General features: G+C 61.4%; 25 protein-coding genes. 16 read left to right on the plus strand and 9 right to left on the minus strand.

Annotated elements, in window-relative coordinates; genetic code table 11:
- Positions 1-23 precede the first annotated feature (23 nt).
- On the minus strand, positions 24-1361 hold the full coding sequence (locus FKM97_RS00970; RefSeq protein ID WP_170240671.1) for an aspartate aminotransferase family protein: 1338 nt from the start codon (positions 1359-1361) through the stop codon (positions 24-26).
- 380 nt (positions 1362-1741) lie between these two features.
- On the opposite strand from FKM97_RS00970, the gene FKM97_RS00975 reads away from it, so the two are divergent.
- The 9 genes from FKM97_RS00975 (at position 1742) to FKM97_RS01015 (ending at position 10431) form a co-directional block, all read left to right on the plus strand.
- A complete protein-coding gene (locus tag FKM97_RS00975; RefSeq protein ID WP_143957270.1) occupies positions 1742-2542 on the plus strand; it encodes a methyltransferase domain-containing protein in 801 nt (266 codons plus the stop codon).
- A 14-nt stretch (positions 2543-2556) separates the two neighbouring features.
- Positions 2557-3234 (plus strand): transcriptional regulator BetI, encoded by a 678-nt coding sequence (gene betI, locus FKM97_RS00980; RefSeq protein ID WP_143957271.1) that lies wholly within the window; start codon positions 2557-2559, stop codon positions 3232-3234.
- Entirely contained in the window at positions 3231-4409 is a 1179-nt protein-coding gene (locus FKM97_RS00985; RefSeq protein ID WP_143957272.1) for an acyl-CoA dehydrogenase family protein, read from the plus strand. Before betI ends, FKM97_RS00985 begins: the two co-directional genes overlap by 4 nt.
- A 162-nt stretch (positions 4410-4571) precedes the next feature.
- A complete protein-coding gene (locus tag FKM97_RS00990) occupies positions 4572-5675 on the plus strand; it encodes a polyamine ABC transporter substrate-binding protein (RefSeq protein ID WP_143957273.1) in 1104 nt (367 codons plus the stop codon).
- A gap of 27 nt (positions 5676-5702) precedes the next feature.
- Positions 5703-6866: an ABC transporter ATP-binding protein gene (locus FKM97_RS00995; RefSeq protein WP_143957274.1), complete on the plus strand. Its 1164-nt coding sequence runs from the start codon at positions 5703-5705 to the stop codon at positions 6864-6866.
- 5 nt (positions 6867-6871) lie between these two features.
- Positions 6872-7795 (plus strand): ABC transporter permease subunit, encoded by a 924-nt coding sequence (locus tag FKM97_RS01000; RefSeq protein ID WP_143957275.1) that lies wholly within the window; start codon positions 6872-6874, stop codon positions 7793-7795.
- Complete coding sequence (locus FKM97_RS01005; protein ID WP_143957276.1) at positions 7792-8631, plus strand: ABC transporter permease subunit; 840 nt, start codon at positions 7792-7794, stop codon at positions 8629-8631. Before FKM97_RS01000 ends, FKM97_RS01005 begins: the two co-directional genes overlap by 4 nt.
- Positions 8632-8656: 25 nt before the next feature.
- Positions 8657-9547, plus strand: coding sequence for a DMT family transporter (locus FKM97_RS01010; protein WP_170240672.1), 891 nt, complete (start codon positions 8657-8659; stop codon positions 9545-9547).
- A complete protein-coding gene (locus FKM97_RS01015) occupies positions 9544-10431 on the plus strand; it encodes an NAD(P)-dependent oxidoreductase (protein ID WP_143957278.1) in 888 nt (295 codons plus the stop codon). The genes FKM97_RS01010 and FKM97_RS01015 overlap by 4 nt, the downstream gene beginning before the upstream one ends.
- Before the next feature lie 4 nt (positions 10432-10435).
- Here FKM97_RS01015 and FKM97_RS01020 read toward each other — a convergent pair whose 3' ends face one another.
- The 3 genes from FKM97_RS01020 to FKM97_RS01030 form a co-directional block, all read right to left on the minus strand.
- Positions 10436-11791, minus strand: a complete 1356-nt coding sequence (locus tag FKM97_RS01020; protein WP_143957279.1) for a malonyl-CoA decarboxylase — start codon at positions 11789-11791, stop codon at positions 10436-10438.
- A 121-nt stretch (positions 11792-11912) separates the two neighbouring features.
- Positions 11913-12449 (minus strand): HdeD family acid-resistance protein, encoded by a 537-nt coding sequence (locus tag FKM97_RS01025; RefSeq protein ID WP_170240673.1) that lies wholly within the window; start codon positions 12447-12449, stop codon positions 11913-11915.
- Positions 12450-12518: 69 nt separating this feature from the next.
- Positions 12519-13421, minus strand: coding sequence for an EamA family transporter (locus FKM97_RS01030; RefSeq protein WP_246104887.1), 903 nt, complete (start codon positions 13419-13421; stop codon positions 12519-12521).
- A gap of 96 nt (positions 13422-13517) precedes the next feature.
- Between FKM97_RS01030 and FKM97_RS01035 the strand changes: the two genes are divergently transcribed.
- From FKM97_RS01035 to FKM97_RS01060, 6 genes are all read left to right on the plus strand, one after another.
- A complete protein-coding gene (locus FKM97_RS01035) occupies positions 13518-15857 on the plus strand; it encodes a heavy metal translocating P-type ATPase (protein WP_143957281.1) in 2340 nt (779 codons plus the stop codon).
- Between the two features lie 264 nt (positions 15858-16121).
- Positions 16122-16295 (plus strand): Flp family type IVb pilin, encoded by a 174-nt coding sequence (locus FKM97_RS01040; protein WP_143957282.1) that lies wholly within the window; start codon positions 16122-16124, stop codon positions 16293-16295.
- Between the two features lie 122 nt (positions 16296-16417).
- Entirely contained in the window at positions 16418-16930 is a 513-nt protein-coding gene (locus FKM97_RS01045) for an A24 family peptidase (protein WP_143957283.1), read from the plus strand.
- A 56-nt stretch (positions 16931-16986) separates the two neighbouring features.
- A complete protein-coding gene (locus tag FKM97_RS01050) occupies positions 16987-18381 on the plus strand; it encodes a leucyl aminopeptidase family protein (protein WP_246104888.1) in 1395 nt (464 codons plus the stop codon).
- Positions 18382-18452: 71 nt separating this feature from the next.
- A complete protein-coding gene (locus FKM97_RS01055; RefSeq protein WP_143957284.1) occupies positions 18453-18803 on the plus strand; it encodes a MarR family winged helix-turn-helix transcriptional regulator in 351 nt (116 codons plus the stop codon).
- On the plus strand, positions 18800-19648 hold the full coding sequence (locus FKM97_RS01060) for a C40 family peptidase (protein WP_143957285.1): 849 nt from the start codon (positions 18800-18802) through the stop codon (positions 19646-19648). The genes FKM97_RS01055 and FKM97_RS01060 overlap by 4 nt, the downstream gene beginning before the upstream one ends.
- 84 nt (positions 19649-19732) lie before the next feature.
- Here the strand turns inward: FKM97_RS01060 and pheT are convergent, their stop codons facing one another.
- The 4 genes from pheT to rpmI form a co-directional block, all read right to left on the minus strand.
- Positions 19733-22135 carry a phenylalanine--tRNA ligase subunit beta gene (pheT, locus tag FKM97_RS01065; RefSeq protein ID WP_143957286.1) on the minus strand — a complete coding sequence of 801 codons (2403 nt, stop codon included), beginning with the start codon at positions 22133-22135 and terminating at the stop codon, positions 19733-19735.
- Positions 22132-23205, minus strand: a complete 1074-nt coding sequence (gene pheS, locus FKM97_RS01070) for a phenylalanine--tRNA ligase subunit alpha (protein ID WP_143957287.1) — start codon at positions 23203-23205, stop codon at positions 22132-22134. The genes pheT and pheS overlap by 4 nt, the downstream gene beginning before the upstream one ends.
- A gap of 116 nt (positions 23206-23321) precedes the next feature.
- Positions 23322-23675, minus strand: a complete 354-nt coding sequence (gene rplT, locus FKM97_RS01075) for a 50S ribosomal protein L20 (protein WP_143957288.1) — start codon at positions 23673-23675, stop codon at positions 23322-23324.
- A 27-nt stretch (positions 23676-23702) separates the two neighbouring features.
- The gene (gene rpmI / locus FKM97_RS01080; protein ID WP_143957289.1) at positions 23703-23903 is read right to left on the minus strand and encodes a 50S ribosomal protein L35; all 201 of its coding nucleotides are present in this window, start codon (positions 23901-23903) and stop codon (positions 23703-23705) included.
- Between the two features lie 321 nt (positions 23904-24224).
- Here rpmI and FKM97_RS01085 point away from each other — a divergent pair, with 321 nt between their 5' ends.
- Entirely contained in the window at positions 24225-25136 is a 912-nt protein-coding gene (locus FKM97_RS01085; protein ID WP_143957290.1) for a DMT family transporter, read from the plus strand.
- A gap of 127 nt (positions 25137-25263) precedes the next feature.
- Here FKM97_RS01085 and infC read toward each other — a convergent pair whose 3' ends face one another.
- On the minus strand, positions 25264-25803 hold the full coding sequence (infC, locus tag FKM97_RS01090) for a translation initiation factor IF-3 (RefSeq protein WP_143957291.1): 540 nt from the start codon (positions 25801-25803) through the stop codon (positions 25264-25266).
- Positions 25804-25880 lie beyond the last annotated feature (77 nt).

The following is a 25880-nucleotide window of genomic DNA, read 5'->3' on the forward strand; positions in this document are numbered from 1 at the left end:
GCCCACAGGGCCGTCCCGAAGGATCAGGACGCCGCGCTCATCCGCCCCTTGAGCTGCTCAAGCGTCAGGTCGACGGCCACCTCGAAACCCTTCAGCGTCGTCTCTAGGCAGCCCTTGTCATGGGCCTCGCAGATGAACCAAGGCTCGCGGCTGTCCGGCTCGCAGAGCACGCCCTGATCGTGCAGGTGCTGAGCCATCGTATCGTAGAAAGTATAATCCGAGGTCCGCCAGTCGCGGTAGTTCTTCGGCGGATTTTCCGCAAAGAACAGACCGCCCATGGACGGATGTCCAGAGAAGGAATGCACGATCCCGCGCGCATTCAACACGGCGCTCATGCCCTTCTGCATGTCCTTGCCATACTGCGCGATGGTCTCCAGGGCTGGCGTTTCCTGAATGATCTCAAGGGTCTTTGCCGCTGCTGCGATCGAGACGGAATGCGCGGTATAGGTGCCCCCATGAGCGACCCCCTGCCCGAATTTGCGCATGATCTCCTCGCGCCCCCCGATGGCCGAAATCGGATAGCCATTGGCCAGCGCCTTGGCGAAGGTCGAGATATCGGCCTCGATGCCGAACAGCTCCTGGACCCCACCGCGGGCGACGCGGAAGCCGGACTTGACTTCGTCCACGATCATCAGCACGCCATATTTCGTGCACAGCTCACGGACGGCTTTCACATAGGCCGCATCGGCGGTGATCCCGCAGCAATTGCCCATGATCGGCTCGATCAGGATGGCCGCGATCTCATCGGCATGGGCTTTGAAGATGCTCTCTACCCTGTTGGCGTCGTTCATCGGCGTCATATGAAGAAGCTGCCGAGCGACCTTGGGAATCCCCTGGCCATAGGGAATGACGGTCGGATCGATGTTGGACCCAGGGACCCATTCCGACATGTTGGCCGCCCACATGGCCGCATCGAAGAGCCCGTGATAGCCGCCTTCATGGAGAACGTAGCCATCCTTCTTGGTGAAGGCGCGCGCCAGCCGCAGCGCAGCCATCACCGCCTCGGTGCCGGAATTGGAAAAGCGCACGAGATCGACCGAAGGCACCATCTGAGCGATCCGGTCGGCGACTTCGTATTCCTTCTCGGTGGCGAGCGCGAAGACACCACCGACCTTCATGCCCTCGATCACGGCCGCATCGACTCGGTCGTCTGCATAGCCGAGGATCGCCGGGCCATAGCCAAGGCGGTAATCCACATAAGCATTGCCGTCGAGGTCCCAGATCTTGCCGCCCTTGGCGTGATCGACATAGAGCGTCTTGTCCTCACCCCAATACCGAAAGTTTGACGCCACGCCCAAAGGCAGCCGAGACACGGCCTTTTTGAAATGCGCGTTGGATTTCGCCAGATTTCTGGTCGTCATTTTAGTCTCCATGGTTTGGCCCGCGCGACAGGAGGCACCTGTCGCCATCGGGGCAGCCAAACCTGAGCGAGCATCACGAGAGGTTTGTGCAGCCAATGCGGCCGCGCCTCGATGTTGATTGAACAATCATTCAGAAAATGCCCTACAGCTCATTGAATGGTCAATCAGAATCTTGCTCGGGCGGGAAGATGGTGCTTATGATCTCGCAGGGGTGAGAGCGATTGGAACATGAACCGTTTACAGCACGTCGTCCTCGGGCTTGACCGGAGGACCCGGGGGCCGAACGGTACAAGCTTCCCCCTACAGTCTTGGATCGCCGGGTCAAGCCCGGGGATGACGAGGCGGAAGAACACGGGGCGGGCAACGATGACGAGGCTTCGATGACGGCGGACACCCTCGACACTGAAGACGACGATCACTCCTACACAAATGAATTGATCGGCATGCTCGAGATCGTCTGGGGCGAAGGTTGGCTTTCGCCTGGTGGTCCCCAGGAAGTCGATCGTGTCGTCGAAGGGCTGGATCTTCGCGACAAGCACGTTCTCGACATCGGATGTGCCGTGGGCGGCATAGACTTTCACCTGGTGGAGAAGCATCACGCCGGACATGTGACGGGAGTTGACGTGGAGGGGCCCGTCCTCGCAATCGCGGAGCGGCGCGCGGAGGAGCGTGGCCTCAGCGGTCGGATCGACTTCAAGAAGGTGGAACCCGGGCCCCTGCCTTTTCCGGATGCGAGTTTCGACATTGTCTTCTCCAAGGATGCGATGGTCCACATTCCCGACAAGGACGCCTTGGCTCGAGACCTCTTTCGAGTCCTGAAGCCGGGAGGAATTCTCGCGGCCAGCGATTGGATGATCGGCCATGACGGCGCACCTTCCGCAGAGATGCAGCACTACATCGATCTCGAGCATCTCGGTTTCGGAATGGGCTCGCCCGAACGCTATCGCCGTGCTTTTCGTGATGCGGGATTCATCGATATCCGGCTGACCGATCGCAATCACTGGTATAAGACGGTTGCCCGCGACGAATTGGCGACGATGCAGGGCGAGATCTATGACGAGGCGGTCGCGAAGCTCGGTAAGGAGTTCGTCGACCACAACATCGAGATCTGGAAAGCGATGATCGTCGTCCTCGACAAGGGTGAACATCGGCCGACGCATCTGCGCGCCCGTAAACCGTGATTGGATCGAACTCGATGATAGCAGGCCAGGTGGCACGCGCTGCGGTTCCCAGCCGCAAGGCGCACAAGGAGGTCCGCCGACAGCAATTGATCGAAGCCACGATCGACACCCTGGCGACCAAGGGTTATTCCGACACGACGATTGCCGAAGTGGCCCGCCGCGCCGGAATGTCCAGCGGCATCGTCAATTTCCACTTCGAGAGCAAGGAAAAGCTTCTCGTCGAAACCCTGAGTTACCTCTCGGAAGAATATCGCAGCAACTGGCGCAATGCCGTGGCGAAGGCGGGAGCCGCCCCTGCGGCACAGCTGGCGGCGGTCATCGAGGCCGATTTCGATCGTAAGATTTGCACAAGGCGAAAGCTGGCGGCCTGGTGCGCCTTCTGGGGCGAGGCCAAGACCCGTCCGGCCTATCTCCAACATTGCGGCGCCAATGATGACGAGTTCCAGGCGACGGTCCGCGATCTTTGCACGAGACTGGTGCGCGAGGGTGGCTACGAGGGCTATGACGAACAGCATATAGCGCGCGGGCTCGACGCGTTGCTCGAGGGCCTTTGGCTCAAGCTGCTGACGGCCTTCAGGAATGTCTCCCGTGAGGAGGCGCGTGCCACAGCCTTTGCCTGGCTCGCCATGGTGTTCTGGAAGCACTTCACGACCGAAGGACCCATACCGCATATCGAGGGAGGGAATCGTTGAGCTTCGCGCTGACGGAAAGCGCCAGAGCCTGGGCCGTGCGGATCCGCGACTTCGTGGACCGTGACCTCATCCCCTGGGAAGTCGAAGCCGAGATGAACGAGGGCAAGATTCCGCCCGATATCGCCCGGCAGCACGAAGAGAAGGCCATCGGCCTCGGCCTCTCACGGATGGACGTTCCAAAGCACCAGGGCGGGCTCGCAAGTCCGATCCTGGACCAGGTCGCAGCCGTGGAGCAGATCGGCCGCGTGACCAACGCCCTGGGATGGTGTTACGGCGAAGGCCAGCAATGGATGTACGAGGCCTGCAACGCCGAGCAGGTCGAGCGGTATATAAACCCGATCTGGCGGGGAGAGCGCCACGCGGCCTACGCCATCACCGAAGAGGGCGCCGGGTCCAATGTCGATGATATCGAGGCCACTGCGAAACGCTCCGGCAACGGCTATGTCTTGAACGGAGAGAAGTGGCACGTCACGAGCGGCAACAAGGCTGATTTTTTCATCTTTCAGGGAAAAGTGGTCGGCGGTGAGAACGACGGCGGCCATGCTCTTTTCTTCGTCGAGGCGGATTTACCCGGCATCGAGCTGGTGCGCACCCCGCTCTACACCCACACCTATGATCATCATCACCCGATCTATCGTTTCGAAGATGTCGTCGTTCCCGCCGACAATCTGATCGGCGAAGAGGGCGACGGCATGGCCTTCACCCATGGCTGGTTCCGCCGCGAGCGGCTGATGATCGCCGCCCGCTGTTGTGGCGCAGCTGCCCGCCTCCTGGAAGAGACGACGGCCTTCGCCCAAAGCCGCATCATTGGCGGCCAACCGATCGCAGAGTTCCAGTTGATCCAGGCGATGCTGGCGGACTGCCTCATGGAGCTCCATGCGGCACGGCTGATCACCTATGAGGCGGCCGAGGCCCATGATCGCGGTGAGGATGTGAAGTCGCTTCACGCGCGCTGCTCCCTGGCGAAGCTCTATGCCTCGGAGATGGCATGGAAGGTCGCCGATCGTGCGGTCCAGATCTTTGGCGGCCGTGGCTACATGCGTGAGAACGTGGCGGAGCGCTTCCTGCGTGAGCTCCGGGTCGATCGCATCTGGGAGGGAACCAGCGAGATTCAGCGACTGATCATCGCCCGCAGCCTGTTGAAACGAGGGGTTGCCGGGACGATTGGAGGCTGATCGCCATAGAGATCGTGAGGTTCATAAAATCTGCAGCGAGCCCTTAAGCATCTAATCACTTTGGGCGGTTGCCGCCGCTGAATTTCCGGACCATGATCCCGTGATCGAGGGTTGAGGGACTTGAGCATAGCAAAAGTGCAATGACTTGTGGGGAGGGGCCAGATGTTTGCTGTGAAGAGCTTTGCCAGCGCGATGATGGGGATGGTGATCGGCCTCGGTTTCGCACCCGCCTCCGCTCAGGAAGAAAAAGTCGTCAACGTCTACAATTGGGCGGACTACATCGGCGAGACCACCCTCAAGGACTTTGAGGAGGCAACGGGCATCAAGGTCGTCTACGACACCTATGACGCCAGCGAAACCGTCGACGCAAAGCTGCTTGCCGGTCGCTCCGGCTACGACGTGGTCCTGCACTCCAGCTCCTTCATCCCAAGGCTCATCCAGGCCGGCATCGTCCAGAAGCTCGACAAGGCCGCACTCACCGGCTGGTCTCACCTCGACCCCGAGCTGATCCAGAAGATGGAAGCCTGGGATCCGGGCAATCAATACGCTGTCCCCTACATGTGGGGGACGGCGGGCGTGACCTACAACACCGACATGGTCAGCGAGCGTATCAAGGATGCGCCTTACAACTCGCTCGATATGCTGTTCAAGGAGGAATATTCGTCCAAATTGGCGGATTGTGGCATCAGCATTCTCGATAGCCCGACCGACATCGTGCCGATGGTTCTCTCCTATCTCGGCAAGGATCCCCAGTCTGAGAACCCCGAGGATTTCGACGCCGTGGTCGCAGCCTTCCAGCCGATCCGCAAATACATAAAGACCTTTGATTCCGCCAATTACCTGAACGCCTTGCCGAACAAGGAGCTCTGCATGGTGTTCAACTGGTCGGGCGACTACGCGACGGCGACCCAGCGTGCGGAGGATGCGAAGGTGGAGATCAACCTGGCCTATTATGTGCCCAGCACCGGCTCACCGGCCTGGTTCGACGCCTGGATCGTGCCCGCCGACGCGCCTCATGCTGAAAACGCGATGAAATTCATCAACTTCCTGCTTGATCCCAAGGCGATCGCAGACGCGACGAACTTCACCTATTACGCCAACGCCAACAAGGATGCCGTCGAGTTCGTCAACAAGGATATCCTGAACGATCCCGCCGTCTATCCCACGCCTGAACTGATGAAGCGCCTTTGGAACCCCCACATCTATTCGCAGAAGGGCCAGCGTGCGCTGACCCGCGCCTGGAGCAGGATCAAGACGGGCCAGTAGAACAGGCCATCGGGAGGCGCGGAGGCGATGACGATGGTGCAGGATCGGCCAAAGGCGAATGAGCAGCTCGTCGTCGATCGTCCCTGGCTCGATCCCAAAGCACCCCCCTTTGTCCATCTTCAGGGGATTACCAAGAAGTTCGGCGACTACACGGCTGTCGACGATGTCGACCTGAAGATCTACAAGGGCGAGCTCTTCGCCCTTCTCGGCGCGTCCGGATGCGGCAAGACGACCTTGCTGAGGATGCTGGCCGGTTTCGAGACCCCGACCGACGGCAAGGTCTTCATCGACGGCGTCGACATGACCAAAGTCCCGCCCTATGACCGGCCTGTGAACATGATGTTCCAGTCCTATGCGCTGTTTCCGCATATGACGGTCGAGAAGAACATCGGCTATGGCCTGAAGCACGAGAGCATGTCCTCGTCCGAACGGCAGGACCGCGTCCGAGCCATGCTGGAGCTGGTTCAGCTCCAACCTTTCGCCAAGCGGCGGCCGCACCAGCTCTCGGGCGGGCAGCGTCAGCGCGTCGCTCTGGCCCGCGCGCTCGCGAAAGAACCGAAACTGCTGCTCCTCGATGAACCTCTGGGCGCCTTGGACAAGAAGCTGCGCGAGCAGACGCAGTTCGAACTCATGAACATCCAGGACAAGATCGGCGTCACCTTCGTGGTGGTCACCCACGACCAGGAGGAAGCCATGACCCTGGCGACGCGCATCGCCGTGATGAACCGCGGCTATATCGCCCAGATCGGCACACCCACCGACGTCTACGAATTTCCTCAGACGCGTTTTGTCGCTGATTTCATCGGCTCGGTGAACATCTTCGACGGTAATGTGGAGAGCGTGGAGGCGGACCGGATAACGATCGCATCAGGCGAGGTCGCCTGCCCCTTGATCGTCGGCCAGGGATCCACTGCCCGCATCGGCACCTCGGTCGGCGTGGCCGTGAGACCGGAAAAAATCCATATTGCCAAGACGCCCCCGCCGGAGGGGACCGCCAATGTCGTCCGCGGCAAGGTCCTGGACCTCGGCTATTTCGGCAAGGACTCGCTTTACCGGGTGCAGCTCGCCTCGGGCAAGATCATCCGGGTCAACCACGCCAATGAACGTCGCCTGGCGGAACGCAAGCTCGAATGGGAGGATGAGGTCTATATGTCCTGGGATCCGTCGTCCGCCATCTTGCTGCTCGAGTAGCCCCTATGGCGACAGCTCCAGGCCACCGGCTTTCGGATCGTGTCGCCAACCTGTGGCGGGCGATCTTCCTGGTCGTGCCCTACGCCTGGCTCCTGGCTTTCTTCCTGATTCCCTTCGTCATCGTCTTGAAGATCAGCTTCGCCGAGTCGCTGATCGCACTGCCGCCCTATTCCCCGCTCTTCCAATGGGCGGAGGAGGCGACGTTGCAGATAAAGCTGAGCTTCGCGAACTTCCTCTATCTGACCGAAGACAATCTCTATTGGTACGGCTACCTGAACTCCATCAAGATCGCGGCGATCTCGACCGTCCTGACGCTGATTATCGGCTATCCCATGGCCTATGGTATCGCCAGGGCCTCCAGCACATGGCGCAACATCCTGCTGTTGCTCGTGATCCTGCCGTTCTGGACGTCGTTCCTGCTGCGCATCTATGCCTGGATGGGGATGCTCAACCGCGAGGGCGTGATCAATAACGTGCTGATCTGGCTGGGGCTGACCAGCGAGCCGATCCAGATGATGAACACGGATTTCGCCGTCTATCTCGGGATCGTCTATTCATACCTGCCCTTCATGATCCTGCCGCTCTACTCGACCCTGGAACGTCTTGATCTGAACTTGAACGAGGCGGCGATGGATCTGGGCAGCCGCCCCATGCGGGTCTTCTTCGACGTGACGCTGCCCTTGTCGATGCCCGGTATCATCGCCGGATGCCTCCTCACCTTCATCCCGGCGACCGGCGAATATGTCATTCCCGCTCTCCTCGGCAGCCCCTCGAGCCCGATGATCGGCAGGGTGCTGTTCGATGAGTTCTTCTACAACCGAGATTGGCCGGTCGCATCGGCGGTGGCCGTGGTGATGCTGATCGTGCTCGTGGCCCCGATCATGTTCTTTCAATATCTGCAGAGCCGCGAAGCCGGGGCCGCACGATGAGGAACCGATCCATCTTCCTCATGACGGCTTTGATCCTCGGCTTCGCCTTTCTCTACATCCCGATTTTCTCGCTCATCTTCTATTCTTTCAACGCCGCCCGGCTCGCCACCGTATGGGGCGGTTTCTCCACCAAATGGTATTTCGAGCTCTTCAAGAACGAACAGATTATCGACGCAGCAATCTTGAGCCTTCAGATTGCGACAGTAAGCGCCACGGTCGCCACTGTGTTCGGCACCATGGCAGGCATCGTGCTCACCCGCTTCGGCCGCTTCCGCGGCCGCACCCTGTTCACGGGAATGATCACCGCGCCGCTCGTGATGCCGGACGTCATCACCGGCTTGTCGCTGCTCCTGCTTTTCGTGGCGATGGAGCTGACCTTCGGCTGGCCGTCCGGCCGGGGGGCCACCACCATCGGAATTGCGCATATCACGTTCTCCATGGCCTATGTGGCCGTGATCGTGCAATCCAGGCTTGCCGCTATGGACGAGAGCCTGGAAGAGGCCGCCATGGATCTCGGCAGCCGGCCCTTCCGGGTACTCATCGACATCACCTTGCCCCTGATTGCCCCGGCGATGCTCGCTGGCTGGCTTCTGGCATTCACCCTGTCGCTGGACGATCTCGTCATTGCGAGCTTTACATCTGGCCCGGGCGCGAGCACCTTGCCCATGGTCATTTATTCGAAAGTCAGACTAGGCGTGACACCCGACATCAATGCGCTCGCAACGATCATCATCACAGTGGTGACGGTCGGCGTGATCATCGCCGGCATCGCGATGCATCGTCGTGAGAAGCAGCGGCTCAGAGACATGCAGATGGCGGCTTCGGGGAACTCGTGAGTCTGTCTCGCTGATGTCCGCCTCCATGGATGAATCTGCCCGCAGGAGCCGCGGCATCCTCTACATGGTGATTGCTTTCACCATGTTTTCGGGGCTCGACGCTTCTGCCAAATACCTGTCCGCGAACTACCCGACGATCCAGATCGTCTTCGCCCGCTACAGCGTGGCCTTCGTCTATGCGGTCGGCTACCTCTTCCTGACCCGGACCATTTCACATGCGCGAGCGCGCAATCTAAAGCTTCAGGTCATCCGCGGAATGCTCTTGCTGGGCTCCACCGCTCTGAACTTCCTGGCCTTGCGCTATCTGCAGCTCGCAGAAACCGCATCCATCTCCTTCTCGAATCCTCTGTGGGTGTGCGCGCTTTCTGTACCCCTTCTCGGCGAGCATGTGGGACCACGTCGTTGGATGGCCGTCATTGTCGGCTTCATCGGCGTGCTCATTATCGTCAGACCCGGCCTCAGCGGCTTTCAGCCGGCAGCTCTGATCTCGGTGATCGCGGCACTGCTTACCGCCCTCTACCAGTTGGCGACCCGGAAGATTGCTGAATATGACAGCGCCGAAACCACCCTGTTCTACACGGCTGCCGTGGGAACGGCCGTTCTCATACCGGTCATGCCCTCGGTCTGGGTCGCACCCGACACTCAGGGTTGGATGCTCATGCTGCTGGTGGGAGGCATCGGCGGCGTCGGTCACCAGCTCCTGATTCATGCCCATCGATTGGCCCCGGCACCAGTCCTGGCCCCCTTCTCCTACAGCCAGATCGTCTTCATGGTCGTCTTCGGCTATTTCATCTTCAACGATGTTCCCGATCGTTGGACGATCGCCGGCGGGTTAATCGTGATTGGCAGCGGCCTCTACCTTTTCTACCGTGAGAGGCAGATCAAGAACCGCCAAAAGGAAATGCGATCGCCATGAGCCTGCCCCGGATCGGCTTTCTCGGCACCGGCATCATGGGCGGCCATATGGCCCGCCGCCTGAGCGAGGCTGGTTACCCCGTCACCGCCTGGAACCGCACGGCAGCGAAAGCCGCTGCCCTGGAAGCCAACGGGGTTTCATGCGTGTCTCACCCACGAGATGTGGCCATGGCGGCGGAGGCCGTCATCGTCATGTTGAATGACGGACCGACCTGCGACGAAATCCTGTTCGAAGAAGGCGTGGCATCGGCCATGCCTGCCGGCGCGATGGTGGTCGTCATGGCATCGATTCCGGTGGAGACGGCGAAACTCCAAGCCGAGCGCTTAGCGCCCATGGGTCTGCATTACCTGGATGCGCCGGTCTCTGGCGGCGAAGGCGGCGCCCGTGATGGCACCTTGGCGATCATGGTCGGAGGCGCGAGAGAGGATTTCACGCGCACCGAACCAATGTTCAATGTTCTGGGTCGCCCCACGCTGGTTGGCCCGGTCGGATCCGGTGAACTGGCGAAATTGGCAAACCAGATCATCGTCGCGAATACGATCGCGACCGTCGCCGAGGCTATTCTTTTCGCCGAGCGCGGAGGTGCGGACCCCACGGCCGTGCGCCAAGCGCTGATGGGAGGCTTTGCGGACTCGACGATCCTCAAAATTCATGGGGCCCGGATGATCGACCGGAACTTCGTGCCCGGTGGAAAGGGCAAGATTCAGCTTAAGGATTGCCGTACCGCCATGGCTTTAGCTCGCAGCATCGGCCTTGACCTGCCGGTATCGGAGATGGTGACCGAGCTGTTTGCGGAAATGGTCGAAAATGGCGGCGCCGATACGGACCATTCTGGGCTGTATCTGGAGTTGGCGCGCCGCAATGGCCTGGTGAGCGGAGAATAAAGCCTCAGCTGGCCGGTACGAGTGAACGGCGGGAACGCTCGGTCCTGGCCAGCTTGGTGACGGCACTGGAACTGACCACCTTTCCCTGCTCCGCATAGGCCTCGTGATTTTTCTCGATGTCTTTGAGGTCATAGAGATAATTGACCATCAGGCCCGCGGCCTGCGCCAGTCCGCGCGGGGAAAGATCCCCCGGCCAGTTGATCCGCTCCAGCCGGGCGCCATTGCCAAGATGAAACCGCGCCACAGGATCGAGCGGCTGTCCGTTCGCACGCTTCTCCCGCACGAAATAATGCGCGCCCAGCTCGCACAGCAAAGGCTTCAGCAGGCGCACCGCTTCGGTGTCGTTGTACCAGCCCTCCTGATCCATCAGGCTCAGCGTCTCTGCCTCGGCAGCGCCGATGACCTGAGATGCCTCGGCCTCCCGCTCGCCGTCCAGCCAGGCCTTGAACCCCGGGACCGGCGACAGCGTGACGAATGTCTTCAGCGAGGGGATCTCGCGGGAAAGGTCGGTCACCACCTGCTTGATCAGGAAATTTCCGAAAGAAATGCCGGCAAGTCCCTTCTGGCAGTTCGAGATCGAGTAGAAGACTGCCGTATTGGGCGTTTCGGTAACGGCGGCGGTCTCGGCTCTTATCAGATCCTCGATGGATCCTTCGATCTGGTGAACCAGGGCGACTTCCACGAAGATCAGCGGCTCGTCGATCAGCGAGGGATGGAAGAAGGCGTAGCAGCGGCGGTCTTGGGGATCGAGCCTCCGCTTCAGGTCGTCCCAACCATGAATCTCGTGCACCGCCTCATACTGGATGATTTTCTCCAGAATGTTCGCGGGCGTCGACCAATCGATCCGCCGCAGGACCAGGAAGCCTCGATTGAACCATGAGCCGAACAGATGAACGATGTCCTCATCGACCGGCCTGAGTTCTGGATGCTCCTTGAGCAGATCCAGCAGATCGGCGCGCATGCCGACGATAGCGGAGGTGCCCCCCGGCGCGAGATTGAGGCGGCGAAAGAACTCCTGCCGCGGCGGCTCGATTGATGCGCTGAGCTGCTGCAGTCGCTGTGGCGTCTGTTCCTCCGAATAAGCAGCAGCCGCCGCCAGCACGCGGGCGACATCAGGAGCGAGATCGGTTGCCAGCATGGTGAAGAAGGCAAGCCGTCCTTCCTTCGGAAGCGACGCATAGGCATTGAGGATCCGTTGGGCCAGAACGGCACCCGTCGACTCACCCCGGCGGGAGAGCAATTGCCTGCCCAGATCCACGGCCTCGGCGTTCGAGTCGTTGGAGCTTAGGGTCAGATTGGTGAGTGCCCGCCCTCTGTCGACGATCGTATCGAGCAGTTCGCGGAAGAAAGAGACATTCATGGCCGAGCCTGGGCGAAAGACTTAATCGTCGACTATGTGGTGAGCCATCGATGACAGCACCATGAAAACATCAACGGCGGAGGCTTTCGCCGTGGATTGTCGTCGCAGCGGGAGACGAAGATTATTTTGGAGCGTAGGCGGAGGTGCCCAGCGCGATGAAGCTGGCACCGGCGAAGGCCAGGTTGATTCCGAGGAGCATGCCGATCGCCCATATGGCGGATCCCGGCAGATTGGCCCAGATCATGCCCCCTAGGACGATGGACACGACGCCTCCGAAGATCAGCCAGATCGCCCCGCTATGCGGCCGCGCCTTGAGACCCAACAGGATGCGGAACACGCCATCGACGATGAAGATGGCCGCCAGCGCCATAGTGAAGGCGATGATCCCGCCCAGGGGATTGAATAGAAAATAGAGCCCGCCGACGAGATACAGGACACCCATCAACAGCTCCCAGAAGAAGCCGCTCCAATTCCGTTCGCTGAAAGAATGAAACAACAGGGCGAGACCGCCCGCCGTGAGGCCGATGCCGACGAGGATTTCTGCGGTCAGCGTCAGGATGAAGGGAAAGAGGACGGAGAAGACCCCAACCACCAGCAACACGATGCCGAGAGTGAGAAACCATCCACGGTTTGAAGCAACAACATCGGTATGGGCCATGGTCCATCTCCCTCCAGCGAATCTGATGCGCGGATCATAACTCATTCGCACAAACTATACAGTCGTCGCTTACACGAGACGGAGAACGGCAGCGCCGGCGACGATCATGATGGCTGCGGCCGTGCGCCAGCGCGTCAAGGGCTCCTTGAGTGCGATCACGGAGATGGCCAGGGCGAACAGGATGCTGGTTTCCCGCAATGCGGCAACGGCGGCGATGGGAGCGCGGGTCATGGCCCAGATCGCGATCCAATAGGCCGACAGTGAGAGCGCTCCCGCGATCAGTCCGGAGACCCACACCCCGCGCAGCTTGATGATGGCTTTTGGTCCCCGGACGGCAAGCGCGATGGCGACCATGACGACACCCTCGAGCCCGAGCAGCCAGAGTGTGTATCCCGAGGCGCTGCCGGACGCCCGGCCGCCGATCCCGTCGAGGATGGTATAGGCGGAGATGAATCCGGAGACGAACAGCGCTGAGACCACGGCATGGCGGTGGAGTTGCGCCTTCTCCCGCCCGCCTTTGAAGGACATGAGCCAGACGCCACCAACCAGGACGAGAATTCCGATCCAGCCCAGCGGCGGCAGCGCCTCTGCCAAGACGAAAGCGCCGAACAAGGCGACCGACAGCGGCGCCGTTCCTCTTGCGAGCGGATAGATCTGACCGAGGTCCCCCAGCCCGTAAGCACGGACGAGAGTGAGGTTGTAGCCTATATGACAGAGGATCGAGGCAATGATGAACGGCCAGGACTCAGGCGCGGGCAAAGGGAAGAATGGCGTCAGCGCCAGGGCGATTCCCCCCATGCAGGTCCCCATCAGCGCCATGGACATGAACCGATCGAGCCCGATCTTGATCATGGCGTTCCAGGCGGCATGCATGAAGGCAGCAGCCAGGATCGCGGCGAATGTCAGGGTATCCATGTCGAGAAGGCTACTCGTGAGACCGTAATGAACTGTCATATACAGTGCATTGGGCATTCGCGCTCGTCTTCAAATAACATGTCTCCGCCCCTTGACCTTGCGGGGGTGGCAAGCCCCACATGTGCAGCGATTGTCTGAACAGGGAATGTGATCATGGACCATGGCCAGGGAAGGACGTGCTGCGACGGCGGCAGTCAGAATTCTGCTGTTGCCATCGATCCGGTCTGCGGGATGAAGGTCACCATCGAGACTGCCCGCCATGTCCATGAGCATGACGGGCAACCCTATTATTTCTGCTCCGCCGGCTGCCGCACCAAATTCATGACCGATCCCGACAAATACCTGGGAGATCGGGTTGAGCCGGAGCCTGCACCGCCTGGGACGGTCTACACCTGCCCCATGCATCCCGAAATTGAGCAGGTTGGCCCGGGCGATTGCCCGATTTGCGGCATGGCTCTCGAACCCAAAGGCATTCCCGACACGGCGGGTCCTAACCCCGAACTGATCGACTTTACGCGCAAATTCTGGCTCGGCCTTCCCTTCGCAGTGCTTCTCTTCGTCATGGAGATGGGCAGCCATCTGGGACTGCCGTTTCGGGAATGGCTGGGCCCTCGGTCCTACAATCTGGCGCAGCTCCTTCTCGCCACGCCCGTCGTCTTGTGGGGAGGCTCGACCTTTTTCCGGCGCTGCTGGGCCTCACTCCGCAGCATGAACCTGAACATGTGGACGCTCATCGGGATCGGAGTGGGCGCCGCCTATCTCTACAGCGTGGTCGCCACCCTCGCACCGGAGATCTTCCCCTCGGGATTTCGCGGGCATCACGGCGATGTCGACGTCTATTTCGAGGCAGCGGCCGTCATCACCATTCTGGTTCTGCTGGGGCAGATCTTGGAGCTCAAGGCGCGGGAGCGGACCTCCGGCGCGATCCGTGCACTTCTGGACCTGGCGCCTCCAACGGCGCGCCGTGTTCGACCTGATGGGACGGATGAGGACGTGCCCCTGGCAGAGTTGCACCCGGGCGATAGGCTCCGGATCCGTCCTGGTGAGAAGGTCCCCGTCGATGGAACGATCCTGGAGGGAGCCTCAGCCATTGACGAATCCATGCTGACCGGCGAACCCGTCCCCGCCGAGAAACAACCAGGCGACGCGGTGACGGGGGGCACCCTGAACCGTTCCGGCTCCTTCATCATGGAAGCGCGCAAGGTGGGCGCCGATACGGTGCTGTCCCGCATCGTCGCACTGGTCGCCGACGCGCAACGCTCTCGGGCCCCCATCCAGCGACTGGCCGATCAATTCGCCGGCTGGTTCGTACCGGCGGTGATGACAGTGGCGCTGGTGGCTTTCGTGGCCTGGGCGAGTTGGGGCCCTGAGCCGCGATTGGCTTATGCGCTGGTGATAGCGGTGTCTGTGCTGATCATCGCCTGTCCCTGCGCCCTGGGACTGGCGACGCCTATGGCCATTATGGTCGGCACCGGCCGGGGCGCACAGATGGGCGTTCTCGTGAAGAGTGCCGAAGCACTCGAGCGGCTGGCAGAGACGAATGTCCTTGTTGTCGACAAGACCGGCACATTGACTGAGGGGCGCCCTCGCCTGACCGATGTCATACCGGCCGAGGGGATCTCCGAGGCCGACCTTCTCGGCTTCGCTGCCGGCCTCGAAATCGGTAGCGAGCATCCGCTTGCGGAAGCGATTGTCGGGGGTGCCAAAGAGCGGAATGTGACGCCCGTTACGGTGACGAGCTTCGATTCCGTCACCGGCAAGGGGGTCAAGGGGGTCACCGGGGGCCGCAACATCTTCCTGGGGAATGATGTGTTCATGGCCGACCAGAAGGTGGCCATCTCTGAATTGTCTGACCGACTGGACTCCCTTCGAGCGGAGGGCAAGACCGTGATGCTGTTGGCGGATGATAGCCGCCTCTTGGGTCTCGTGGCCGTTGCTGATGCCATAAAGGAGACTGCACCAGCGGCCATTCGGGCCTTGCAGTCGGAGGGCCTCCGCATCGTCATGGCAACGGGGGACAATGCGGTAACCGCAGCAGCCGTGGCCGCAAAGCTCGGGCTGGACGAGGTGCGGGCCGGCGTGACTCCCGAGGGGAAGGTATCGCTGGTGAAGGAGCTGCAGTCCCAGGGGTTCAAGGTAGCCATGGCGGGAGACGGCGTGAACGATGCACCGGCCCTCAGCGCTGCAGATGTCGGCATTGCCATGGGGACGGGGTCCGACATCGCGCTGGAGAGCGCTGGCGTAACCTTGGTGAAAGGCGACCTCAACGGCATCGTCCGCGCGCGCAAGCTCTCAAGAGCGGTCATGCGCAACATCAAGGAAAATCTGTTCTTCGCTGCCATCTATAACGTGCTTGGCGTACCCGTTGCGGCAGGCGTGCTCTATCCGATGATTGGATTGCTCCTGTCGCCCATGGTTGCGGCAGCGGCCATGAGCCTCTCCTCGGTCTCTGTGATCGGCAATGCTTTACGGCTGCGCCGCGTCAGTCTTTGAGCCTCTCATGACAGCTGGATTGACTGTGGGGAGATCGCCACGAGGGAGCGACTTGATCTTCGACAGCTTAGTTAAGTAATCAAGAATATATTGTTCTGAACACCAGTTGTTAACTGTATCGGCAACTCGGATCTCGACTGCCGTATTGCCGATCACCCTTTAGGACTGCATTAAATTACCTGCTGTACGTTCGTCTTCAGTTCAGATGAAGAAAGCCGCAACGGCGCCGTCGAACTGGTGTTGTCAAACGTTCGGAGAGTCTAGATGTCGAAGTTCGTAAAGTTCTTGAGGGATGACTCCGGATCCACTCCTATCGAATACGGATTGATTGCAGCCGGCATCTCGCTGGCAATCATCGCGGTGGTCTTCAGCATGGGATCGACCCTTGTGACGTCATTCGCGGAAATCCGTCAGGAGCTGGCTGGCAAGACCGAGTGACTTGGGGATCGGGATGAAGTTCAGGGCTCATCCCACACGATCTACGCAGGGAGGCAGGACGGCTGCGACGCAGAATTCGCAGCCGTCCTCCGTTTGAGACGACCGATCCGTGATCGAGGGTGATGAGCGATAAGATGATCGAGAACCCGGCGCTCCTGGTTTTCCCATTGCTGGTGATCATTGCCGCCCTGAGCGACCTTCTCACGATGCGAATCCCGAACTGGATCTCATCAGCGCTGATCATCGGCTTTGTCGTTCTTGGCCTCTTGATGGGCATGACTTGGCAAATGGTGGGCGCTCATCTTATGACGGGCGTCCTTGCCCTTGCCGTCTGCTTTGGATTGTTCAGTGGCGGATTTCTCGGAGGCGGCGATGCCAAGCTGATCGCCGCCGTGTCGCTGTGGATCGGCTGGACGAACGCTGCGTCGTTCATCCTTGCGACAGCATTGTTCGGCGGCATTCTGGCGATGATGATCCTGTCCTGCCGGCGCTTCCCGTTGCCGGCAAGCCTGATGAGCCAGGCTTGGATCCAGCGCATCGCCTTGGGCCCCGGCGCGATCCCTTATGGCATCGCTATCGCCATGGGCGCGCTTGTGGTTTATCCCAACACGGTGTGGGTTCATTTGGCTGGCTAGCCGACGAGATCCCCGGTTTGATACACGGCGGAACGCCTCCTGCTTGAGAGGAACGGATGACTGATTTTGATAAGTTGCTCTTGGGCGCCGACATGTCCGGCTCTGCAATTCCCATCTGGACGGTGACCAAGGAAACAGCAGCCGAGACCGTCAACGAGCTCTCGCCCTTGCAGGCCGCCTGGGCTGCGGCCCAAGGGTTCGACGGAGGCGCGGGCAAGCTCGTTCTCATCCCGAACGATCAAGGCCAGATTGGCGTCGTCCTCTACGGTCTGGGCGCCGCAAAGAACAACGACGACGCATTTGCGGGCGGCAAACTATCCTCGCTCCTGCCGGAAGGCGTCTACCGGTTCGCCGGCACTATGACTTCGGCCCGCTTGGCCGCTCTTGGCTGGCTCCTCGAGGCTTACCGGTTTGACGCCTACAAGAAACTGACGCCTTCGCGAGCCGCTCTGGTCACGCCGGAAGGAGTGGATCGTGAAGAGATCTTGAGCCAGGCGCGCGCAGTCGCCCTTGCCCGTGACCTGATCAATACCCCCTCCAATGATATGGGCCCTTCGGAACTTGAAGCGGCCGCGCGCACGCTCAGCGAAAGCCACGGCGCTGTCATATCCGTGATCACGGACCAATCGGAACTCGAGCATGATTTCCCGATGGTTCATGCCGTAGGCCGGGCCAGTGAGCGGCTGCCGCGCTTGATCGATTTCACCTGGGGACCGGCCAGTGGCCCGAAGGTGACCCTGGTCGGTAAGGGCGTCTGCTTCGACACCGGCGGCCTGGACCTTAAGCCGGCCTCGAACATGCTGATGATGAAGAAGGACATGGGCGGGGCTGCGAACGTGCTCGCGCTCGCATCGATGATCATGGATGCGAAGCTCCAACTGCGGCTCCGGGTTCTGATTCCCGCCGTCGAGAACAGCGTCTCCGGATCCGCCTTTCGTCCTGGCGACATCCTCCAGAGCCGCAAGGGGCTGACGGTCGAGATCGGCAACACCGACGCCGAGGGCCGCCTCGTGCTCGCCGATGCCCTCAGCCTGGCCGATGAGGAAGAGCCGGAACTGATCATCGACATGTCGACCCTGACGGGGGCCGCCCGCGTGGCGCTGGGCCCCGACCTCCCCGCTTTCTTCACAAGTGACGAAGCGTTGAGCCAGGAGCTTTCCGATCATGCAACGGCGGAGAACGACCCCGTCTGGCGCCTTCCACTTTGGAGACCGTATGCAAGCTGGCTCGACAGCAAGGTCGCCGACATGAACAATGTCTCCGACGGCGGCTTCGCCGGCGCCATCACCGCTGCTCTGTTCCTCAAGAAGTTCGTCGACCCGCAGCATTCCTACATCCATTTCGACATCTTCGGCTGGACGCAGAAGCCAAAGCCTGGGCGCCCTGTTGGCGGCGAGGCTCAGGCCATCCGCGCCCTCTTTGCGGTCTTGAAGAACCGCTACGGGCGGTAAGGCTTGCGCCGCCGCAGCGAAGCGCCGTAAAATGATACGGTACCGTAACGGTCGGGGGAGCGGGTCTGCTGGTGAAGTCTTCCCTGAGCACGATCCAGGCACTGAGGCTCTGGCAGGCGGTCAATCTCGAGCAGGTCCTCGATGACCAGCCGGACCTGTCGGTACGTCAGGTCACGATACTGCTGACGGTCTATCTGGAGCCTCCGCCCCACACGGTCCGCGGCCTTGCTGCGAAACTCTCGGTATCGAAGCCGGTGATCACCAGGGCTCTGGACAGCATGGGGAAACTGGAGTTGATCAGTCGTCGACGTGACGAAAGCGATCGCCGGAACGTCCTCATTCAGCGTACGGTCAAGGGGTCGCTTTATCTGGAGCGGTTGGCCGATGTCATTGCCAAGCATGCTGGAGGTTTGACGCCATGAGCTTGCAGCTGGATCCCAGACTCCACCCTTACCGAAGCGACCTCGCCGCCAAATGGCTGGAGGGACAGGTCGAGGCCGACCGCTTCGTCGACGCCAGGAAGATGCAGGTTTCTGCACCTTCGGCACCGATGCGGAATCGTCCGCGCTTTGATGCGTCCTTCGCCACCGAAGCCTTGCTGGGGGAAACGGTCCACGTCCTGGACCAGCATGAGGGTTGGGCGTGGTGCCAGCTCGAGGATGACGGTTATGTCGGCTATATGTCCATCGATGCCTTGAGCGAGGCAGACGCACTGCCCACCCATAAGGTGGCCGTGCCGTTCACGACCCTCTATCCAGCGCCGGACATCAAGACGCAACCCGCCCGCCCCATCGGCATGGGAGCGAAGCTCGCAGTTACGGGCCAGGCGGGGAAGTTCTCTGCCCTGAGCAACGGACACTTCGTGTTCTCGGGGCACCTTCTGCCGATGGGCGAGACTCGCGCGGATTTTGTGGAGATCGCAGAGGGTCTCCTGCGCGTCCCCTATGTCTGGGGCGGAAAGCAATGGACCGGGATCGACTGCTCGGGTCTCGTTCAACTCGCGATGCAGACGGCCGGCTTGCGCTGCCCCCGCGACAGCGACATGCAGGAGGCGAGCCTCGGCCAGTCCATCGATACGCACGGTTTCGATGAGCTTCACCGGGGCGATCTCGTCTTCTGGCCTGGCCATGTGGGCATGATGGTCGATGCCGACATCTTGCTCCATGCCACCGCGCATTACATGCAGGTCGTCATGGAGCCGCTGTTCGAAGCCGTTGAACGCATCCGCGAAGGAGGCACCGAGATCAGAAGCATTCGGCGGGTTTAGGCGGTCGGTTGCAGGGACCCCGGCCGAGGCGTGCCTCGCCGGAATCCTCAACTAAGGGAAGACAGGATCGAGCCCGAAGACCCCCTAACCTCGCAGCTGTCCACCCGTCGCCTTCTCGACCGCCGCGATGATCTTGGCGGCCACCGCTTCGATTTCCTCCTCGGTGAGGGTCTTGGCTTTGGGCTGCAGGGTGACCTCGACAGCGATCGACTTCTTGCCCGTACCCAATGCCTTCTCCGCAGCCTCTCCTTCAAAGAGGTCGAAGACGGCGACGCCGGTAATCAATTGCTTATCGACCCCCTTGACGGCCCGAACGAGCTTGTCGGCAGGAACCTTGCTGTCGAGAACAAAGGCGAAGTCGCGGGTCAACGCCATCAGATCGGACTGGGCAAGCGCCGGTCTTGCAGTCCCCTTCGAGCGCTTCTCCGGAACGGCGTTGAGCACCAGCTCGAAGGCAACCAGCGGCCCCTTGACGTCGAGCGCGTCGAGCACGCGGGGGTGTACCTCGCCGAACCAGCCCAGCTGATTCTTTGGACCCAGTTGCAATGTGCCGGAGCGCCCGGGATGGAACCAGGCAGGTGCGCCCGCGACGACCTGGATCGACTCGAGCGACGCGCCGATGGCATCGAGAAGGGCCAGAGCATCGGCCTTGGCGTCGAAGAGATCGACCGCCCGAGGCTGTGCCGACCAGTGCCGAGGCCCCATGCGGCCCCTGCGCACGCCGGTCGCACGCAGCGTCTCGTCCTCCGGCTCGTCTCCGGCATAGGCCTGACCGACCTCGAACAGGCCGACATCGCTGAAACCACGGGCGATATTGCGCCCGACCGCGGCGATCAGGGTCGGCAGGAGTGACGGTCGCATGTCCGAGAGCTCCGACGAGATCGGATTGGCGAGCTCAAGCGCCGGCTGTCCACCGCCGAACAGCTCCGCCTGCCGCTTCGATACGAACGACCAGGTCACCGCTTCGTTGAGGCCTCGGGCGGCGAGCACATGCTCGGCCATGGAGGCGCGCCTCTGCAGGGGTGTCAGAACCGGCCTCGCCACGGCATCTGGCCGCTCCATGGCAACGGACGGGACGTTGTCGAGGCCGACGATACGGCAGATTTCCTCCACCAGATCCGCTTCACCGTGGACATCCGGCCGCCACGACGGAACGGCACAGGAAAAACCTGCTGGCGTGTCGGTGACGTCGAAGCCGAGCGCCGTGAGGATCGCCTTCTGCCGTTCGGGCGCAACCTCGAGACCGCCCAGGGTCTTTACCCGGTCCTTGCGCAGCATGAAGCTACGCTCATGGGCGGGAACCTGCCCGGCAATGACCAGCTCCGACGCTTCACCGCCGCAGAGATCGAGGATCATGGCCGTGCCGATCTCGGCACCGTTTTGTACGAACCGGGGATCCGCCCCGCGCTCGAAGCGATAGCGGGCATCCGTCTGAACGCCCAGCTTCCGCCCCGTGGCGGCCGTCCGGATCGCATCGAAATAGGCGGATTCCAGGAAGACGTTCACCGTCTCGTCGCTGCAGCCGGAATGTTCCCCGCCGATGATGCCGCCAATGGCTTCCGGGCCGGCATCGTCGGCGATGACCGTCATGCCCGGCTCCAGCGTGTAGGTTTTGCCGTCGAGAGCCAGGAACGTCTCGCCAGCTCGAGCATCGCGCGCCGAGATGTTGCCGGTCACCTTGTCCGCGTCGAAGACATGCAGCGGACGGCCATAGGCATGAGTGACATAATTGGTGACGTCGACCAGGGCCGAAATCGGCCGCAATCCGATGGCCCGCAGGCGCCGCTGCAGCCACAGAGGTGAGGCCCCGTTCTTCACGCCGCGGATCATGCGGCCGACGAACATCGGGCATCCCTCGGGAAAACTGATCGAGACGCTGATCGGCGAGGTGAAGCCGCCGGGTACAGGAGCAGCCGCAAGCGGCTTCAGCGTCCCGAGCCCCTTGGCGGCAAGATCACGCGCGATGCCGTAAATCCCGAGGGCATCTGGCCTGTTGGGTGTGACGGCAACATCCAGCACGGGATCGTCTAAGCCTAACGCCACCGCGGCGGGCGTTCCTACGGCGAAGTCCTCCGCCAGGTCGATGATGCCGTCATGGTCTTCCGAGATCAGCAGCTCGCGCTCGGAGCACAGCATTCCGTTCGACGTGACCCCACGGATCTCGGCCTTCACCAGGTCGAGGCCGGTCCCCGGCACATGCGATCCGACGGGTGCGAAGATGCCGCGGAGGCCGGTCCGCGCATTCGGTGCACCGCAGACAACCTGCAGGATGCCCTCCTCCGTCTCAACCGTGCAGACCCGCAGCCGCTCGGCATTGGGATGCTGAACCGCCTCGCGCACATAGGCGACTTTGAACGGTGCCAAGACATCGCGCATGTCGGTGACACCCTCGACCTCGAAACCGCACCCGACGAGACCGTCGAGGATCTCCTCCAGGGAGGCGTCGGTATCGAGATAGTCCTTGAGCCAGCTCAGGGTGAACTTCATGACAGTCCTCCCGCCAATGTCGGCAGGTCGAGGGCGCTGAAGCCGTAATGGCGCAGCCAGCGGAGATCGGCTTCGAAGAACGCCCGCAGATCCGGAATGCCATATTTCAGCATGGCGATGCGGTCGAGCCCCATGCCAAAGGCGAAGCCTTGATAGCGGTCGGGGTCAACGCCCGAGGCGGACAGCACCTTGGGATGGACCATGCCGGAGCCGAGGATCTCGAGCCAGCTATCGCCTTCTCCGATGCGGATCTGTGCACCGTCACGGGCATAGCCGATATCGACTTCCATGGACGGCTCGGTGAACGGGAAATGCGAGGCGCGGAACCGCATCTTGACCTTGTCCACCTCGAAGAAGGCCTTGCAGAATTCCTCCAGAACCCATTTGAGATGACCGAGATGGGTGGTTTCGTCGATGACCAATCCCTCGATCTGGTGGAACATGGGGGTGTGGGTCTGGTCGCTGTCCGAGCGGAAGGTCCGTCCAGGCGCGATGATCCGGATCGGCGGCTGCTGCGCCATCATGGTGCGGATCTGCACGGGAGAAGTGTGCGTGCGCAAGACCTTGCGGGTGCCGTCGGCACGCTCGCGCAGATAGAAGGTGTCGTGCTCTTGCCGCGCTGGATGCTCCGGCGGGATGTTGAGCGCGGTGAAATTGTAGAAATCATCCTCGATATGGGGACCTTCAGCGACGGCGAAGCCGAGATCGCCGAAGATCTGGATGACCTCGTCATAGACATGCCGCACGGGATGGATGGTGCCGCGCATTTCCGGCCGCACTGGCAAGGTGACATCCACGGTTTCGGCGGCAAGGCGCGCATCTAGCGCCGTCTCCTTGAGCGCGTCGCGGCGACGGAGCAGCGCCTCGGTGACGCGATCCTTCAAACCGTTCAGCAGGGGCCCCTGCGTCTTGCGCTCCTCGGGACTCATGGCGCCGAGACCCTTCATGAGTTCGGCGACCGACCCCTTCTTGCCCAGCACTGCGATGCGGGCGGCTTCGAGCGCCTGCTCGTCAGCCGCCCCCCCTATGGCGGCCAGGATCTCCCGCTCCAGCGTAGCGATCTCTTCCATCAAAATGGTCCAATCAATGAGAATCAGCGGTCAAACGCGAAATGCCGAGCGCAGGCGCGAAGCAATGCCTCGGCATGGGCTCGGCAATCAGCCGGATGAACCGTCGTGCGAGAGCGTCAGAGCGCGGCTTTTGCCGTCTCGACCAGGGCCTTGAATGCCGCAGGCTCACGCACGGCGAGATCGGCGAGAACCTTGCGGTCCACCTCCACACCGGCCTTGTCGAGCCCGTTGATAAATCGGCCATAAGTGAAGCCCAGCTCGCGCACCGCTGCATTGATGCGCTGGATCCAGAGAGCGCGGAAGTTGCGCTTGCGGACGCGACGATCGCGATAGGCGTATTGATTGGCCTTGTCGACCGCCTGCTTGGCGACCCGGTAGATATTCTTCCGGCGGCCATAATAGCCGGCGGCTTGCTTGATCACCTTGCGGTGACGGGCGTGGGCGGTAACGCCGCGTTTCACACGTGCCATGGTATGTCTCCTCTATTCCTGCTCTGCTCAGCGCCCGTACGGCATGAACTGCCGAACGATGCCCGCATCGCATTCCTGGAGGATCGTGGTCCCGCGCTGGTCGCGGATCTGCCGGTTGGTCCGCTTGATCATGCCATGGCGCTTGCCGGCCTGATTGGCGCGAACCTTGCCGGTGCCGGTGAAGCTGAAGCGCTTCTTCACGGCCGACTTGGTTTTCATCTTGGGCATTTTGCTTCCTTTCAAACACAGGATATGGACGCCTTGATCTTTTCCCTTCGGACAGATCCGGAGGAAATCGAGAAGGCGTCGCTTCATCTGAAGCTTTCGGAGCCGCCACGGCATGCCCTTAACAAGGCCGGACGGCTCGATGCGAAGGCGTTATAGAATGAGACGCTCCTCCGCGCAACTGTCTCCACGCACATCCGATGACGCAGTTTCCCCTTGCCGGAATCCATTCATCAGCGCCAGATGGCCGGCCAAGAACAATAGCTTCGCCTCAGCTCCTCCCCGGAACATCCTGCGAAGCCAACTCGCTCAGGACAGTTCATCATGTCGCCCCGCCTCCTCGGCAACCTCGCCGGTGTCACAGGAATGCTGGTTTGGACCACGAGCCTGCCCGCGACTGCGGAGGTTCTGAAGACGTGGCATCCGCTGTTGGTTGTCCCGGCTCGCATGTTTTGCGGCACGCTCTTCCTGTTTGCGATGCTAGCCTTGCGGGAGCGCCAGCCCGACTATACGCGCCCCTCGATCTGGGGGATCACGATCGCCGGCGCATATCTCGCGATTTCCACGATTCTGCTGGTCGTCGGGCAGTCTCTGGCCAGTCCGGTCTCCGTTGGCATCATCATCGCTGCGATGCCCGCCGTCTCGGCGGTCATCGGGCTCTTCACCGGGGCGGAGCACCCGAACGCGCAAATCGTGACGGGCATTCTTCTCGCCTGCATCGGCGGCGCAGTGACCACGCTCGGAGCCGGGAACGACCTGGGGGCTCAGGGCGCCGCCATAGGCCTCGGCGAAATCCTCGTGCTGCTCTCCACAGTTTTCTTCATCCTGTTCACCAGGACCTCCATCATCCGGCTTCCGGATATGAGCGACCTAGCCCGCGCCGCAACGACCATCGCGGTCGCCACCGTCATGACTGCCATCGTGGCGGCCGTGATCGCGGCGACAGGCATCCTGCAATTGCCCTATGAGTTGGGCGGGATGCAAATCGGGCTCATCGTCTGGCTGGGAATTGGCACCATGGGAATATCCCTGGCATTCTGGGTGACCGCCTGCCGCCTGCTTGGCGTGACGGTCGCCTCTATGCACAACAATCTGGTGCCCTTCTACGCGATCCTGTTCAGCCTGATCCTGGGCCATGCGGTATCGCCCGCGCAGCTGGTCGGCGGATTGCTGGTGATCAGCGGGGCCATCCTGGCGCAGCTGCAGTTCAAGACGGCGAAGTTTCGGATCAGATAGCGCGCGCGGGTCCATGAGCCACACCAAGATCCCGGATCTGCGCAGCATCACATCGTGCTGCAGCGAGTCCGGGACACTATAGTCATGCGGCATTCGTCCCGTCTGGGGAGACGATCTCTGGCAGGCCTTACCGCGGCGCCAGCACCATGATCATCTGACGGCCTTCGAGCCGAGGCTCCAGTTCGACCTTCGCCTGATCGAAGATGTCGTCGCGCACGCGCTCGAGCAGGCGCATGCCGAGATCCTGATGGGCCATTTCACGACCGCGGAAGCGCAAGGTGACCTTAACCTTGTCGCCTTCCTCAAAGAAGCGCGCCATGGACCGCATCTTGACTTCGTAATCATGCGTGTCGATGTTTGGACGCATCTTGATCTCCTTGATCTCGATGGTCTTCTGCTTCTTGCGCGCCTCATTGGTGCGCTTCTGGGTCTGGTATTTGAGCTTTCCATAATCGAGGATCTTGCAGACCGGAGGCTGCGCCGTGGGCGAGACCTCTACAAGGTCCAGGCCGGCGAGGACCGCCATCTCGATGGCCTCTTCGGTCTTCATGATGCCGCGCTTTTCGCCTTCCTCATCAATGACGAGGACCTCGGGGGCGGTGATCCGTTCGTTGGCGCGCGGCCCGTCGTCACGGGTCGGCGGCGCTCTAAAAGGTCTACGGGCTATGTTTCTGTCTCCTTAAGTTGTTTATCGGAACGGGCGGCAACAGCGATTGTGATACTCGCACAAGGGCTGAAATATTT

Origin of the sequence: Rhodoligotrophos appendicifer, from assembly GCF_007474605.1 — a bacterium.
GTDB classification, from domain to species: domain Bacteria; phylum Pseudomonadota; class Alphaproteobacteria; order Rhizobiales; family Im1; genus Rhodoligotrophos; species Rhodoligotrophos appendicifer.

Coding starts and splice junctions, on each gene's coding strand:
- FKM97_RS00970 (WP_170240671.1), bottom strand. CDS start 1,361: ATGACGACCAGAAATCTGGCGAAATCCAACGCGCATTTCAAAAAGGCC.
- FKM97_RS00975 (WP_143957270.1), top strand. CDS start 1,742: ATGACGGCGGACACCCTCGACACTGAAGACGACGATCACTCCTACACA.
- betI (WP_143957271.1), top strand. CDS start 2,557: ATGATAGCAGGCCAGGTGGCACGCGCTGCGGTTCCCAGCCGCAAGGCG.
- FKM97_RS00990 (WP_143957273.1), top strand. CDS start 4,572: ATGTTTGCTGTGAAGAGCTTTGCCAGCGCGATGATGGGGATGGTGATC.
- FKM97_RS00995 (WP_143957274.1), top strand. CDS start 5,703: ATGACGATGGTGCAGGATCGGCCAAAGGCGAATGAGCAGCTCGTCGTC.
- FKM97_RS01000 (WP_143957275.1), top strand. CDS start 6,872: ATGGCGACAGCTCCAGGCCACCGGCTTTCGGATCGTGTCGCCAACCTG.
- FKM97_RS01005 (WP_143957276.1), top strand. CDS start 7,792: ATGAGGAACCGATCCATCTTCCTCATGACGGCTTTGATCCTCGGCTTC.
- FKM97_RS01010 (WP_170240672.1), top strand. CDS start 8,657: ATGGATGAATCTGCCCGCAGGAGCCGCGGCATCCTCTACATGGTGATT.
- FKM97_RS01015 (WP_143957278.1), top strand. CDS start 9,544: ATGAGCCTGCCCCGGATCGGCTTTCTCGGCACCGGCATCATGGGCGGC.
- FKM97_RS01020 (WP_143957279.1), bottom strand. CDS start 11,791: ATGAATGTCTCTTTCTTCCGCGAACTGCTCGATACGATCGTCGACAGA.
- FKM97_RS01025 (WP_170240673.1), bottom strand. CDS start 12,449: ATGGCCCATACCGATGTTGTTGCTTCAAACCGTGGATGGTTTCTCACT.
- FKM97_RS01030 (WP_246104887.1), bottom strand. CDS start 13,421: ATGCCCAATGCACTGTATATGACAGTTCATTACGGTCTCACGAGTAGC.
- FKM97_RS01035 (WP_143957281.1), top strand. CDS start 13,518: ATGGACCATGGCCAGGGAAGGACGTGCTGCGACGGCGGCAGTCAGAAT.
- FKM97_RS01040 (WP_143957282.1), top strand. CDS start 16,122: ATGTCGAAGTTCGTAAAGTTCTTGAGGGATGACTCCGGATCCACTCCT.
- FKM97_RS01045 (WP_143957283.1), top strand. CDS start 16,418: ATGAGCGATAAGATGATCGAGAACCCGGCGCTCCTGGTTTTCCCATTG.
- FKM97_RS01050 (WP_246104888.1), top strand. CDS start 16,987: ATGACTGATTTTGATAAGTTGCTCTTGGGCGCCGACATGTCCGGCTCT.
- FKM97_RS01060 (WP_143957285.1), top strand. CDS start 18,800: ATGAGCTTGCAGCTGGATCCCAGACTCCACCCTTACCGAAGCGACCTC.
- pheT (WP_143957286.1), bottom strand. CDS start 22,135: ATGAAGTTCACCCTGAGCTGGCTCAAGGACTATCTCGATACCGACGCC.
- pheS (WP_143957287.1), bottom strand. CDS start 23,205: ATGGAAGAGATCGCTACGCTGGAGCGGGAGATCCTGGCCGCCATAGGG.
- rplT (WP_143957288.1), bottom strand. CDS start 23,675: ATGGCACGTGTGAAACGCGGCGTTACCGCCCACGCCCGTCACCGCAAG.
- rpmI (WP_143957289.1), bottom strand. CDS start 23,903: ATGCCCAAGATGAAAACCAAGTCGGCCGTGAAGAAGCGCTTCAGCTTC.
- FKM97_RS01085 (WP_143957290.1), top strand. CDS start 24,225: ATGTCGCCCCGCCTCCTCGGCAACCTCGCCGGTGTCACAGGAATGCTG.